This is a genomic window from Paraburkholderia sp. HD33-4 (assembly GCF_021390635.1).
GTDB lineage: Bacteria > Pseudomonadota > Gammaproteobacteria > Burkholderiales > Burkholderiaceae > Paraburkholderia.
On sequence record NZ_JAJEJS010000001.1, the window covers coordinates 708,573 to 722,908 of the forward strand.

A 14,336-nucleotide genomic window follows, 5' to 3' on the forward strand; every position below is an offset into this window, starting at 1 on the left:
ACCTTCCGTCTTCTCAGCCTCGAAACGCCCGGAGCAGAATGCGATGCAACCCGGCGCACACCACGTGCGTCGAGTATTGCAATGCATTGGTCCTGCCGCGCTCCCGCAATTCGTTCATCCGGGAAGAAGAGTCGGCGAGACTGCTGATTGCCGCCGCCCACTCGTCCGGGTTCGTCGGGTCCGCAACGGCGAGAAACGAGTCACTCATCGATCCTCGAAAGACCGGGATGTCCGAGGCGATAACGGGTGTTCCCGCCATCTGCGCCTCAATCACGGTACGGCCGAAGCCTTCGTGCAGCGTCGCCGAAACGTAGATGTCGGCCGCTTGATAAAAGTATCCGAGATCCTCCTCGCTGACCGAGTCGGCAAAGTGAAAGCGGACTCCGGACGATTCGGCAAGCGTCTTGCATTCCATGCGATTGGCGGCGTTGAAAGCTTTGCCTACCCGAACGATCATCAGATCCTTGCGTGCCAGTTTAGCCAGCGCCTGGAAGATCGTAAGGTTGTTCTTGCGGGTTTCATCGGAGCCGACATTGAGTAGCACGAGCGCGTCGTCGGTCTCGAGACCAAGGCGCTGTTTAAGGATCGCCCGTGCCTGAGCGCGAGTCTCACCGGGCGTCGCAGCAGCGAGTGGTGCATATTTGTCGTCGAACGGGCAGGGCACGATCTGCACGAGCTCCGGCTTCACGGGGGCGGCGCTTGTCAGATCTCTGGCTGCCGAGTCGGCTTCGACGAGCACGAGATCCGCCTTCGGCGCCAGGGGAAGAAGCATCTTTACATAGAGTGACTTGAGCTTCTCGACGATGCCGCGAGCGTGCCCCGGAATTTGAACGTGATGGAACATCAGGCAGACCCGGCCACCAGCGAGGTGGATGATCGGAATCATGAAACTCAGGTCTTCCTGGTAAAGGATGATCATGTCGCATGAGCGCGCCACGCGGATCGCGTGCAATGGATACATCACCAGTTGAGTCCAGTAGCGCTTGAGCGAACGAGGCTCGGCATCAATGTCGACGGTTTCAACACTGAGGTTCGTGTACTTCATCAATCCAGCGGCCAACGCGAGACTATGCTGGCCCACTCCGGTCAACCTGCTTGCCCGCGGCCCCATGAACCACACGATCCGGGCGCCGGTCGCGTTCGGCACAGCGCTTTCCTGCGAGATCGTCTTATTGAGGCCTGCTGCTTCGCGTCCCGGCAGTATGGAGAACAATTTCATGGATATTCGAACCCTCGTTCAGCCGGCACTTCTCTGTAGGCGCTCGAGCAGCGTCCTGAATGGACCGGCAAGATCTGGCGCGGTCGAACAATCTGCTGTCGACCGTCGTACATGTTCACGAAATATGAAGCGACGAGTTCAACGCCGCGCGGTCCGTTTGCGCACGCACTCGAAGGACTCGTGGAATCCAGGCTTCGCTTTGCTCCATCGGGTCTTCGTGTGAACCCTTAGACAGATACTGCTAGGCGTTGTGGTCATTCTCAGTGCGCTAACCCACCATGATGCTGCTAGCTGCTACGCACTCGGGATTCTGTGCTTTCGTCCAGCACGACTTCAGTCTCGCGCGCGAACGGAACAGTGGCGAGCGCCTCGAGCACACCATTCATTACCCGGGCGCCGAAGTCATGATGAAACGCCCACACGCCATAAATGCGTCCGCGGAATGCCGCCTCGAATCCGGTCTCGCGGCGGATCTGCTCGTCGGGGCGAAACCCCGAGCCCAGTCCAAACGAGAACAGGCCCTGCACTGATCTGCCGCTGGCATCGAAAGGGCAGCCGTACCTGTCGGAAACCACTCCGCCCTGGCCGACTTGCAGCGAAATTGGCGTGTCCAAATGATCGACGAGTATCGACATGTTGGGCCCATATCCGGCGCCGTGAATAACGGCGATCGACTCTTTCAGGCACTCGCGCGCGCGCAACCGGGCAGAGTCGCTCGAATCCGCCTCGATCAGCTCGACGCGGGGTCTCGCTCCGGGCACACGGCCGTTCGTCATGATCGAGCGCGCAATGTCGAAAGCCCGATAACGCAGACCACCGGCACGATTGACTCGCCGGGTGACAGGGCAGACATCGTTGACTTCGTCGACCTCGTAACCATGGGCGTGTGCTTCTTCGACCGTTTCGAAAAACAGGCGGACCTGCGATCGATGAATCACGGCAATTTCATCCAGGCCCTCGCTTCCTAGTTCCATCGCGAGGCGGTCGACGACAGTGAAGGCGCTATGCGATCCACCGATCACCGTGATCCGGTTCGGGCGACGCGTGCGTTGCCGCGAGAAGGCGCGCCCGAACGTTTCAATCAATCGCGGAGTCGTCAGGCTGAGCACATCGTCAGACACGTAGGTCCTGATGCCCGCGTCCGGGGGCGGCAATAGCAGCCCGTGACACAGCTGGGCGATTTCGCCCACTTGTTGCTGTCCGCCAAGGTTCATTACAACGGTGTCGCTCGACAACGTACTGACCACGGTGGAGTCATTCACGTCGTGAAAATCGATTTCGAAGCCACCGTTTTCAAGGCGCCGAATCCTGTCGATCTCGCGACCGCGCAGCACGGTCACGTTGTACCGCGCAGTGAGGTAGGCGAGGAGCTGCTCGGTCGCCAGCGCAAGCAGCGCGCCGGCTTCAGTGAGATTCGGCGGGCCGTCGGCCGCCTCGACCATCCGCTGGTGCAATGGCGAGTTGGCTCTGAGATCGGCAAACACGTCTTCGAAGTTCTCGTGTTCGAGGCAAGCGAGAAAAGTATTTCCCACCGTATTGCCGGTGACATTCACATACTCACCAAGCTTGCCCGCGCCGAGTTCGGTGCGTTTGTCGATGATCAAAAGGCCATTTCTCGCGATCTCCGGAAGATTGCCCGTTTTGAACGCATGGAACAAAAAACCCATGCCAGACGGACCCGCTCCGCAGATGGCGCAAGAGAATTCCTTTCGTGCGATCCCCACGAAGGACTGCACGTGCGATTTGTGATTCATGTTTCTTTTCCCCTAGGCAGGGATGTTATGGAGCTAATGTCTTACGTAATGCGGTTTACGCTCTGTTCGCTGCCGCACCGAACTTCTGCAGGCGCTAACATGCCTTAGGAATGCTGGATAATTCCTGCCGGCTGGGGATCGCGGTTGAGAATTTTTTGCCTGGTCGCCGCATCGACATCCCGAGGTCGAGCGGGACGTTTTCTTCCTGCGCTAGTAGCCGGGTTCAAACGGAGTCGCGAGGCGATCTATCGAATCGGCAAGCGGCGAAATCAAACGGCGTGCCGCTCGAAATCCGGTAGCTACGGGTGGAAGTGTTAGCGGCGCCTGAAAGGGCGGTAGGAGGATTCGCCCGCCGCTTGTGCTTGTGCCATATCAACGACAGTTGGATTCGTTGCGCGACAAACGACGACCGGGTGTAAGTGGAGTTACGGCACCTGCTGCTGGCGTTGGCGGAGTCGCTGGGATAGTGTGCCCGCTACTCGGCAGATACCCCAATGTCCGCGAAGCTCGACGCCTGACAAAACTGAAGCGTGACCCGTGCGCCTTCGAGCGACAACGCCAGCGCGCCCCGGAAATGTGCGCCGAGGGGAAGGTCCAGAAACGTCCAGCCGGCGATGCGAGCGCCATGATGAGACGCGCACCAATGACCCTCGCCGAGTAGTGAATCGTCTTCGGTGGTGTAAGCGTTTGGCTCGCCGGAGAAACCAGTGCCCAGCGCCTTCAGCAAAGCTTCCTTGCGGGTCCAGATGCTGAGCAGGCGCGCAGTCGGATCGGGGCGTGCTGCGTCGAGCATCTTCTCCTCGGTCGCGGAGAATGTCCCGCGCCCAATGCCGGGAGTGTCCAGGCCGTCGATCCATTGCTCCACATCCACGCCGACGCGGCAATCCCATGCGAAGGCAAGCAACGCCATCCCGTCGGTGTGTGAAACACTGAATGCGAGTCTTTCGGCGTCCGGCCACTGCAGAACGGGCTTGCCGAACGGCGTAACGCGAAATCGCAAGGATTCGGGGTTGCACGACAGGTAGCCGCTGAGCAGCCACCGCAGAGCGCACCGCCGGGCGACGAATCGATCACGATGCCATTGCTGTCGATAGGCGCGTGCGCGCTGTTGCTCGTCTGGGGAGAGCGCATCTGCCAGTACCCTGCACACTGGTTGGATAACAGCGTCGTCCAGCAGCCAGATCTGCACGGTGTTTTTCGGCAACGACAGATGACCCGGCTGCCAACGGTTCGCGCTCCGAGCCCTCCGCCAGGCGGCGGAGGGTGAGCAGCGATCAACTAGGCGCACGCGACGCCCCCGAGCGCGGAAAAACCGGGCCGCGGTTTGTCGCTGCTGGTCAATCGCCGATCCAGCGCCGCAGCCACAACCTGCACATTCGGCTCGGCGATCATTTCGAAGTGGTCGCAAGATACATCGACAATATCCAGTCCGGCACGAGCGACGTGCTGCCACAGTGTCAACTGATTGCTACGGTAGGTCTGCGCGGACGTCGCGTGCACGTAGACGATCGGTCCAGCGGTATAGGGCCGTGGCCGATACGTCGTCATCGCTACCCGCAACGTCTCGCGAACCGTACGTAGCGCCGGTGGCATCCGCGCGTTATGGCTGTCTGGGCGGTGTGCCATGCGTCCGTTGCGCATGCGCAAAAGATCGACCGCATTCACGAGTCTGTCCTTCACGTAGCCGGAAAGTTGCGATTTGGGCACGGCGCGCAGCCTGCGCCAGTGCCAGCCTACGTATTGATAGTTGTGCCGCAGCCAGGCCCGCCACGGCAGGCAGCGCTCGTCCGCATAGGTATCGATCAGGCACAGCAATTCCATTTGCTCGCCGGCGCGCCCTAACTGTTGCGCAATCTCGACGGCAATCAATCCGCCGAACGAGTAACCAGCCACCGCGTACGGTCCCGTTGGCTGCACGCCGCGCATCTGTGCGATGTAGCTGGCCGCGATATCGTGGACATGCCGTTGAGCCGGCAGCTCGCCGTCGAGGCCTCGTGCCTGTAGCCCAAACACCGGGCGCGGACTCTGCATCGCGGCGATTAGCGTCGAGCATTCCATGACGGTTCCGCTTACCCCGTGTACCAGGAAGAGCGGTGTGCCCGTGCCTGCGCGCATTGGTACGACTGTCGGCGACGACTGTGGCAATGCGCAGTCGTCGATCGCCGCGGTGAGGCGCGCGATCGTCGGCGCAAATTGCAGCGTCGCGAGCGGAATGGTGCGCCCGGTCGACTGATACACACTGGCGAGCAACCTTGCCGCGAGCAGCGAATTGCCGCCGAGATCAAAAAAGTTGTCGTCCCGACCGATCGGAGCGAAGTCGAACAGCCTCTCCCACTGCGTCTGTAGATGCCGTTCGAGATCCTGGCGGGACTCGCCCACCGGCGCCAACTCACGCGTTGCCGAGTTCAGCGCCGGATGACGCCGAATCGCATCGAGGCATTCTGGATTGCGGAGCGCCGCCGTGTTGCGCACCGGCAGGCCGCTGATCGCATTGCGCGCGGCAGATTCGGATAACTTTCCATTATGCGTGGCCGGCAACGCGGGAACGGCGATGATCCGGTCCGGCACATGTGCTTGCGACGCGCGACGTGCAAGTTCGCGGCGCACCCGTGCGGCCAGCGCAGCGTTCAACCCGAAGCCCTCTCTGAGCACCAGCAGCAGCACGGTGCGCGGTTCCGTTGCGGCTGCGTTGCCCTGATCGGCCGGCAGATTGCGTGACGGCTGTTGCACGATCATCGCCTCGCGGATTTCCCGGATGTCATTCAGTACGCGGTAGATCTCGCCCGGTCCGACGTTGATGCCGCGCACATTCAGCACCCCGTCTGTGCGGCCATGCAATCGCGCAGTACCTTCCGCCGAAAACTCGATGAGATCGCCGTGAGTCCAGACCCCCGGGTTGCTGGCGAAATAGGCGGCGTGAAAGGCAGCACCGTCGGCGTCGCCGAAGAAACCGAGCGGACGTGACGGAAACGGATTCGCGCAGACCAGTTCGCCGATCCCGTTGGCGGGTGCGCCCTGCGTGCGGGCCTGAACAGCGAGCGCAAGACTCCTGCATTGGGCTTCGCCTGCGTAGACAGGCAGATTGGGATTGCCCAGCACGAAGCAACCGAGGATGTCCGTGCCGCCTGAGATCGATTGCAGTTGCAGCGGCTTCACGTGATCGCGCACCCAGCCGAACTGTGCGTCGAATAGCACCGCTCCGGTCGACATCATCGCGCGCAGTGCGCTGAGATCGAACTGCCTTCCCGGCACGAGGCCGGCATCCTCGCACATCTTCAGATAAGCGGGACTCGTGCCGAACACCGTGACGCGCTCGTCGGCGACAAGGCGCCACAACGTATCGACCGCCGAAATCGGGCCGTCGTAAGTAACGATTTCGACGCCGGACGCAAGCGCCGACAACTGCCAGTTCCACATCATCCATGCGCAGGTGGTGTGGAAGTACATCCGATCGCCGGGCCGCAGGTCGCTGTGCAGCCGATGCTCCTTCAGGTGCTCCAGCAAGCTGCCGCCGGCGCCGTGCACGATGCACTTCGGCTTGCCGGTGGTGCCCGACGAGAACATGATGAAAAGCGGATGGTTAAACGGGAAGCGCCGCCATTCGAAACATCCGGCGTCGCCGTGCTCGATCAGTTCGGCCTGCGAATAGATCTGTTGCTTGACCGTATCCGGCAGAGCGCCATCATCCAGACGGACAACAGCTTGCAGCGACGGCAAAGCGGCTGCCAGTTCGCCGATCTTGGCCGAGACCGGTACGCCCGTGTCGAAAGACTGCGCTGCGGCGTGCGCGAACAGCAGTCGCGGCGCGAGCGGTGTGAAACGATCGAGGAGCGTCTCGACACCCATCTCGGGCGCAGCCGTCGACAGCGTGGCGCCGAGCGCGGTGACCGATAGCGCGGTAACGACCGCTTCAGCGTCGTTGCGCATCACGCCAACTACGCGGTCCCCCTGGCGCAGCCCCAATTTCGTAAGCGCATGTGCAAGACGGGCGACGCGATCGCGCAGCTCACCGCGAGTCAGACGTACTCGCCGGCCATCCGCGTGACAGGCTGTCAGCGCAGGTGCGTCGGCCCCTGCTACCGATTGGTTCAAGAGGTTGTCGGCGTAATTCAGTTCGACTTCCGGGAAGAACTGTGCGTGTTCACAGTCGTCGCCGACGCACACGGGTTCGAGGTTGCCGGACCAGTCAAGCCCGTGGGACCATCGCACGAAAATTTGCCAGAACGTTCGATATGCCCGTACGGAGAACTCGTGCAGCTTTTCGTAGTTGTCAAAGATCTGGCCCGTGTGTGCCTGCAGGACCGCGGTGAACGCGGTCATTTGCGAAGTGGCGGCAGACTCGGGGGTGTTGGTGAAAATGGGGGTGCGTTCGAGAGATGCAGCGGGGTAAGGCGACGTGCGAAGCAGTTGAAGGCAATCCATCTATCCCTCCATGCAGAGCGGCAAAGCGTATTTCAGATGCCTGAAAAGGAATCGTCGAATTGATCCTATTAAATGATGGTTTGCTGCTATGTGCGGCAGCGCACTATCAAAATTGGGTCCATAGAGATTGTTATGCCGCGCGAATTTTGGCTCGAAGCGCTAGGCGAAGGCGTGAGAATTGCCTGCATTTTCAGCATGGAAATCGCGCCATCGACTGGAGTCGTCAACGCAGAACAGGAGGCTGAAACGCTGCGATGGCCGACACCAGTGTGCGACCCTAATACATGTAGCAGCTCGCATTACGCAGCCCGAAGCGGTTCGATTAGTGCCCGCAGTTCGTTTGCAGTCCACAAGCTTTCCATCGGAATGCGAACATTTTCAAACGGGGGTGTTGCACCGAGCGGGTGCCACGAACGTTTGCGAATGGAATTGCCGCACCCCGAGCACTGGATGGCTGCGAAGTGATGAGCGGACACATGTTCATGTTGAAACGCAGTGACCTTTTGGGCGGCACCGCTTTTCGACGTCGCCTGCTTGTTTCAAAGACACGAACGCATCGTGCGGCATGGCTCAGAGTTCACAAAACCTTCACATACGGATACTTCTGCGGATCGCGCTTCGCATGCGCTTCGACCCGCGCACACATCTTGCGTTTCGTTGTGGTGTTCCGGTGCCACTAATTGATTTGGTTTGGTGAGGGAGGGAAGAAGACTGAAAAGCGCTGCGTTGCACAGCACGCTTCCCTCCCTGGATCCTGGCGGGGAGTCAATTCCTCGACGCGAGGCGCCGCGCGGCTCATTCGATGCCGCGAGGCGCGAACGCAGTTTCTTAGTTGACCGTGATAGCCGAGGAAAGGGTGTTCTTGATGAACGGCTTGCCCACAGCCTTGACGTAATAGGTGCCCGCGTTGGTCACCGGAATCGTCGTCGTGTTGGCAGGGTAGGTGACCTGGGTCCATGCGGCGTTGTTGTTGCTCCACAACTCCAGGTGATCCAGGGTACTCGTGGCCGAGGGGGACACCGTGATCGTGCGGCCGCTCACCGAAGTTTTCAGCGTCAGACAGTTGTCGACACCCGTCTCGAGCGGAGTGCCCTCGTAGTAGTCATCCCAGGTCGTCAGCTGCAGGAAAGGAAGCTGCTTCGCCGAGTTGTAGTACTGGTTGATCTTGGTGAAACCATCCAGCCACGTCTGGCCGCACTGCTGGTTCACATAGACGTTGCCATCCCACGACGCGTAACCAACCGGGTTGAAGCCCTTGTAGGTCGAACCCATGGTGATCTGATTCGGATGCTGGTTGGCCCGGGTGTAGAAGTCGTCCATCGTGCTCAGATCAGCCGGGGCGGCGTTCGAACTGGTCGGATTCACCCACAGGAACGAGCCACCGCTGCTGGGGATGCCAAAACCATCCGGCGACGTCGCATTGTCCAGATGCACAAACGAGATCTTGGGATACGCGGACTGGATTGCGTTCCAGTCGATGCCGCTGGCTGCGGTGAGACCAAAGTCACCCACCACCGCCTTGCCGTTGTAGGTCAGGTAGTGCGGATCGCTGAGGTACTGCTTGTTGATGTACGCGACCGCTGCCAGCACCTTGGCCTGATTGGTGCCGCTAGCATTGTTCAACAGATTCGCGTCCAGCATGATCGCAAACTGCATCGGGCCGTTCTGCGCCGTGGTGTAGCTCTGGATGATCGGTTGCAACGCGAGCGAACCGGTGTTGCTGATATCCGTCTGGCCCTGCCAGTCAATCATCACGCCATCGACGCCGCGACTGACCAGATCAGCGAGGAACCCCTTGATGTAGGTCGGATCGCTGGTGTTGTAGTTGACGTTGATACCCGAGTCCATACCGCCGTCGAACCACGGCAGATAGTGCACCAGCACCTTCGTGGTGTTACCCGGGTAGAGCAGCGAGTGAACGTTGACCTTCGACACATCCGTGCTACCCGCCAGGGTGCCATTCGACAACGCAGCCGTGACCGGGCTTGCCGAAGTGTTTGCAGGCATCAGTGCCGTTTGAGCGTTCGCCGATGCGACCGGAGTCGTCGACGTGGTTGCAGCCGTCGATGCGGTGGATGCAGTCGATGCAGTGGATGCAGTAGATGCAGTGGATGCAGTGGATGCAGTAGATGCAGTAGATGTGCTCGCGGCAGTCGAAGTGGTCGAAGCTGTCGACGTTTGCGAGTTTTGCGAGCGCCAATGTCCGTGCGCTTGCGCCGAACCCACGACAACGAAAGTGACACAAGCCGCGAGCATGACGCGGGAAAGATTAGTTTTGAGTTTCGGAGACACTAGTAATTCCTGTCGAATTTTATTTGAAGACACGAAGCCCGGTAACGCAGGCTTCACTGCAAAAAAACGGGGCTGCCTGCCGGAAGGCGCTTTGGCTGCCGCCTGGGCCGCGGCAAAAGCCGACATGGCCGTTTCGCCGTTCGCAGCGGCAATGCCGTGCGAGTAGGCTGACTTCCAGAAGCGGATTCGCTCTTACCGCGTCACGTCGAGAGCGCGGTACGTCGATAAGTAGAACTAATTGCGATCAGCTTTTTTTTTGGGGTTGACAAATATCTTTCGACTCCTCCTCTTATTGATTTGTAACTTCGTGATTACGTCACCTCGACACCACTCACCATCCACAGACCATCCGACATGTGGGTGGCCTTGATTGGAGGGCGCGATCAACCTTCACACCGCTCTGCTCGGGTCGAGATTGTTGTCAATCAACCTTCCATTTGTCACCGCAGGTAGACGACGCGAGCGAAGTCTTCGTCAATCGAAGTGTTCCTGAGAAAAACTGCGCCATAACATAAATGAACCGCGCGGTTAATCAGTTATGCAAATTAAAGTGTATAAAAATGTAACGACCTTACATCTCACGCACAACCGCCTTCCGTGACACACCCGCCCAGCAAGTTCGTTCGATCCGGAGGCAAGCTTGCCCGCGCTCTGATCGGAAAGCTCTTGCGGACCTCCACGTACCCGGGTCACGTCGCTCCGACAGAACCGGTCGGTCGGACCGGCCCTTTTATTGCGGCTGCGAGAACGACTCGATTGCGGTGGTCATTCGCACTTCGCCACACGCGTGTACAGCAAAAAACCTTTCAAATTCGCCAAACGCGAAGCATTGCTGCTGTCGGATGCTCGGTCCACCGGAAAGAATTGCGCGATAGGGTTTTCCCGCGCAACTTCAGGGCACGAATTATATTCTCAAAAAACGTTTCAGTTCTGTAACGCGGGCAAAGTTCTCGGGAAAAAAGCGATAGCTCCCTGCATCCGTTTCTGCGGAGTTGGTTTTTCCTTGAATATTGCGGGGTACGCAAAAAGTCTTCCCCCGCCGCCAGAAAGTCACAATGAACTACTTGACTTATGGGATTCGTTCATATGAACGAGAAAATATGACTCGCGTATCATTCTTCATATAAATAGTATCCCGAACTAATCACCGGTCAAATCGGCTAGAGCTTTTCGGACAATGAGCCATTAGAGGATGTCGCACTACAACGAAATGCGAACTATGCAACACTGAGGAATGCGGTATTTGTTACTCGTCTGCATGCGCGCAATGATTCGCGTTTTGTGACGTAAAAGCAGGGAGCGTTCGGTAGTGAGCGTCCATTCGTATCGCTTTGATATGGATGGCTTAGCAAATTGCGGCTTATATGAAATGCGAATTTTCGAGCGGGAAACGATCGCGCGGCGATCGAAAGTACTCGTTCCAAGAGGGTGGTTTTGAAGATGCAGGGTGCGCCTATTTTTCTATCTGGTGGTTGGAAGGGCGGCGGAGAGCCGGGCCGGAATACGCGGGTCGGTTTGCAGAAATACTAGAAAGTAGAAGTGCTCAACGCCTGCTATTCACCTGAACCGAAATGAAGCTCGCGATTGTCGGGAAGGACGTTGCCACGCTGCCATTGCAACTCACGCCGATATGAGCGCACTGAGAATCGTACTTTCCGATTGAAGTGGAGCCGAGTGGTTGATTGGTCAGGCCGTTCACTATCGACTGTCACGATGGGGGCGAGTAAAAGCTTGTGATTTGATCATGCCGGTCAACGCATTCGATGCCATGCTTTAAGCGTCCCAGAAGTACTTCTCTGGTGTTTCGTGCCTTCAAAAGAGTCGAACGCGCGTGCCGGTGGTGCTAATTGAAGTTTGAATAGGGAATGAGTTCGAGCACGGATCATCGATTGGGAAATGATCGTTTTCGAATTGTGGTTTGCTGTTCGATAGCTGCGACAGACCGGCCTGCGAAGGCGGGAGTTGATCTTCTCAGGGTCGAATTGCGCCCTGAAAATGGCGACATCAAGGGCTATTGGCGACAGCGTTTCATCAAATCCAGTTGACCGGAACGCGTGTCCAGAAAGACCGGAACCCGCGAGTACGTCCGCCAAAAGAGTTTTGAGCGATCGTGGTGCATCACTGACAATCTCGGCGGCAAGCGAGACTCGATAAGAAAAAAGAACAAAAACAATTCAGTCCGCTGACTGCGACCCCACCGGCGAATTCCAGCATTGCTGGTAGGCCACGACTTTCGCCAAGGCACTCAGCAAAGAGGCCACAAAGACCGACCGCGGCGGAGTCCGTGCGTCGCAACTCGCCAGATCCGCGGTCGACCTTCAGCGGCCTTCAGGCCGCTTCTTCAGTTATTTGACGTGCGTAAGCGGCTTCAGGCAAAGCCTCGTGGATTATTCGACTGCCAGCGCCAGTGATCCGCGCACATCCGCTCGATTCCATACTGCGCGCTCCAGCCGATAATCCGCTCGGCCGCGGCTGGATCGGCGAAACACTGCGCGACGTCACCCGGACGGCGCGCGACGATTTCGTACGGCACCGGCCGGCCCGACGCCTTCTCGAACGAGCGCACCACGTCGAGCACGCTATAGCCCTGGCCCGTGCCGAGATTGACGACGAAGCTCGCATCGCGCTTGACGAGCGCATCGAGCGCGGCGAGATGCCCGCGCGCGAGATCGACCACGTGGATATAGTCGCGCACGCCGGTGCCGTCAGGCGTCTCGTAGTCGCCGCCGAACACGCGCAGCTTCTCGAGTTTGCCGACCGCGACCTGGGCGACGTACGGCATCAGGTTGTTCGGAATACCGGCCGGATCTTCGCCGATCAGGCCGCTCTCATGCGCGCCGACCGGATTGAAGTAGCGCAGCGTCGCGATGCGCCACGACGGGTCCGACACTTCGAGATCGCGCAGGATCTGCTCGGCGATCAGCTTCGATTGACCATACGGATTGGTTGCCGACAGCGGGAACGATTCGTCGATCGGCGAGCTTTTCGGCACCCCGTACACCGTTGCCGACGAACTGAACACAAACTGCTTGACGTTGCGATCGCGCATCACGCCGAGCAGCGTCAGCAGGCTGCCGACGTTGTTCGCGTAGTACTCGATGGGCTTCGCGACCGATTCGCCAACCGCTTTGAGCGCCGCGAAATGGATCGCACCGGTGATCGGATGTGCATCGAAAATCCGCTGCAGTGCCGCTTCGTCGCGCGCGTCGACGTCGTAGAAGCTCACTGCGCGGCCGGTAATTTGCTCGACGCGACGCAGCGATTCGCGCTTGCTGTTCACGAGGTTGTCGATCACCACGACGTCGTAGCCGCCGTTCAGCAGTTCGACGCAGGTGTGCGAGCCGATGAAACCTGCGCCACCCGTTACCAGAATCGTGCCCTTCGTGGTCATGCTGTTGCTCCGTTAAAGTAAAACACCCGTGATTTTTTGCACCAGATCTTTATAGGTTTCGACGACCACACGTTCGTCGAATTCGGTCGCGACTTTCTGCCGGCCGCGTTCCGCCATTGCGCGCCGCTCCGCGCCGCTCATGTCGAGCATGCGCGCGAGACTCGCGGCGAGGCTCGCCGCATTACGCGCTTCGCACAGCAAGCCGTTGACGCCGTCGGCCACCACTTCGCGGCAGCCGGGCACGTCGGTCGCGACGATCGGCCGGCCCATCGCGGAGGCTTCCATCAGCGTGCGCGGCACGCCTTCGCGATACGACGGCAGCACCACACAATCGGCGTCGGCGATGAACGGCCGCACGTCGTGCGCCTCTCCCAGATACTCGATCACGCCTTCTCGTTCCCACGCGGCGACTTCGTCGCGCGTAATCGCGCTCGGATTATCGACGCCGACCGGCCCGAGCAACAGGAAGCGCGCGTGCGGATAGCGCGTACGCAACTGCCGCGCGGCCTCGACGTATTCGCCGACCCCTTTGTCCCACAGCAAGCGCCCGATCAGCACGAAGCGAAACTCGGCGCGCTCGCGCAGCGGCGTGAACGCGAATTGCTCGAGATCGACGCCCTCGCCATGCAACAGCCGCGCGCGCTCGGGATGCACGAGCAGCTTGCCGTCGACGAACGCGGCCTGATCGTCGCGATTCAGGAACCACACTTCACGCGGAAAGCGGAACGCGAAACGATACAGCCTTTTGGCGATCTGCGCGGCACGGCTGTGCTGGATGAACACATAGCCGAGCCCGGTGGTGACCGCCACCGACTGCACGCCAGCCAGCTTCGCCGCGATCGAGCCGTAGATGTTCGGCTTGATCGTGTAGTGAAACACGACGTGCGGACGAATGGTCCTGTACTGCCGGTAAAGCGCGACGAGCGTGCGCAGATCCTCGCCCGGGCTGGTGCCCTTGGACGCGACCGGCAGCTCGATGCAACGGCAGCCCATCGCGGCGAGCAACTCGAACGTGCGATCGCGCGGCGCGAGCACCGTCACGTCGACGCCGCGTCCGATCAGCGTGCGGATCAGCCCTTGCCGATACGTATAGATTGCCCAGGCCGTGTTGCAGACGAGTGTAATGCGCAGCGCGGGCGTCGACTTGAAAGAGGGCTTCATGCGGAGAAGGGCCGAGCGGTGATTGAATTGTGGACCACAGAGACGAATACGGCGCCAAACGAAGCGGCGCGAACCTCAGCCAATATGGCGAAAACGA

At 59.6% G+C, this 14,336-nt stretch carries 8 protein-coding genes; 1 reads left to right on the forward strand and 7 read right to left on the reverse strand.

Going from position 1 to position 14,336, the window contains the following annotated elements; all coding sequences use genetic code 11:
* Nucleotides 1-13 precede the first annotated feature (13 nt).
* The 5 genes from L0U84_RS03175 to L0U84_RS03195 form a co-directional block, all read right to left on the reverse strand.
* On the reverse strand, nucleotides 14-1,219 hold the full coding sequence (locus tag L0U84_RS03175; protein ID WP_233847677.1) for a glycosyltransferase: 1,206 nt from the start codon (nucleotides 1,217-1,219) through the stop codon (nucleotides 14-16).
* 287 nt (nucleotides 1,220-1,506) lie between these two features.
* Nucleotides 1,507-2,973 (reverse strand): hypothetical protein, encoded by a 1,467-nt coding sequence (locus tag L0U84_RS03180; RefSeq protein WP_233847678.1) that lies wholly within the window; start codon nucleotides 2,971-2,973, stop codon nucleotides 1,507-1,509.
* Nucleotides 2,974-3,448: 475 nt separating this feature from the next.
* Nucleotides 3,449-4,162 (reverse strand): 4'-phosphopantetheinyl transferase family protein, encoded by a 714-nt coding sequence (locus L0U84_RS03185; RefSeq protein WP_233847681.1) that lies wholly within the window; start codon nucleotides 4,160-4,162, stop codon nucleotides 3,449-3,451.
* An 89-nt stretch (nucleotides 4,163-4,251) separates the two neighbouring features.
* Nucleotides 4,252-7,395, reverse strand: a complete 3,144-nt coding sequence (locus L0U84_RS03190; protein ID WP_267939438.1) for an acetoacetate--CoA ligase — start codon at nucleotides 7,393-7,395, stop codon at nucleotides 4,252-4,254.
* An 828-nt stretch (nucleotides 7,396-8,223) separates the two neighbouring features.
* Complete coding sequence (locus L0U84_RS03195; RefSeq protein WP_233847683.1) at nucleotides 8,224-9,402, reverse strand: hypothetical protein; 1,179 nt, start codon at nucleotides 9,400-9,402, stop codon at nucleotides 8,224-8,226.
* Nucleotides 9,403-9,445: 43 nt separating this feature from the next.
* On the opposite strand from L0U84_RS03195, the gene L0U84_RS03200 reads away from it, so the two are divergent.
* Nucleotides 9,446-9,853 carry a hypothetical protein gene (locus tag L0U84_RS03200; protein ID WP_233847685.1) on the forward strand — a complete coding sequence of 136 codons (408 nt, stop codon included), beginning with the start codon at nucleotides 9,446-9,448 and terminating at the stop codon, nucleotides 9,851-9,853.
* A gap of 2,202 nt (nucleotides 9,854-12,055) precedes the next feature.
* On the opposite strand, the gene galE is transcribed toward L0U84_RS03200, so the two are convergent.
* Nucleotides 12,056-13,078, reverse strand: coding sequence for a UDP-glucose 4-epimerase GalE (gene galE / locus L0U84_RS03205; RefSeq protein WP_129962930.1), 1,023 nt, complete (start codon nucleotides 13,076-13,078; stop codon nucleotides 12,056-12,058).
* Nucleotides 13,079-13,090: 12 nt separating this feature from the next.
* Nucleotides 13,091-14,239, reverse strand: a complete 1,149-nt coding sequence (locus tag L0U84_RS03210; protein WP_233847686.1) for a glycosyltransferase family 4 protein — start codon at nucleotides 14,237-14,239, stop codon at nucleotides 13,091-13,093.
* Between the last annotated feature and the right edge of the window lie 97 nt (nucleotides 14,240-14,336).

Coding starts and splice junctions, on each gene's coding strand:
- L0U84_RS03175 (WP_233847677.1), bottom strand. CDS start 1,219: ATGAAATTGTTCTCCATACTGCCGGGACGCGAAGCAGCAGGCCTCAAT.
- L0U84_RS03195 (WP_233847683.1), bottom strand. CDS start 9,402: ATGCCTGCAAACACTTCGGCAAGCCCGGTCACGGCTGCGTTGTCGAAT.
- L0U84_RS03210 (WP_233847686.1), bottom strand. CDS start 14,239: ATGAAGCCCTCTTTCAAGTCGACGCCCGCGCTGCGCATTACACTCGTC.
- L0U84_RS03180 (WP_233847678.1), bottom strand. CDS start 2,973: ATGAATCACAAATCGCACGTGCAGTCCTTCGTGGGGATCGCACGAAAG.
- L0U84_RS03190 (WP_267939438.1), bottom strand. CDS start 7,395: ATGGATTGCCTTCAACTGCTTCGCACGTCGCCTTACCCCGCTGCATCT.
- galE (WP_129962930.1), bottom strand. CDS start 13,078: ATGACCACGAAGGGCACGATTCTGGTAACGGGTGGCGCAGGTTTCATC.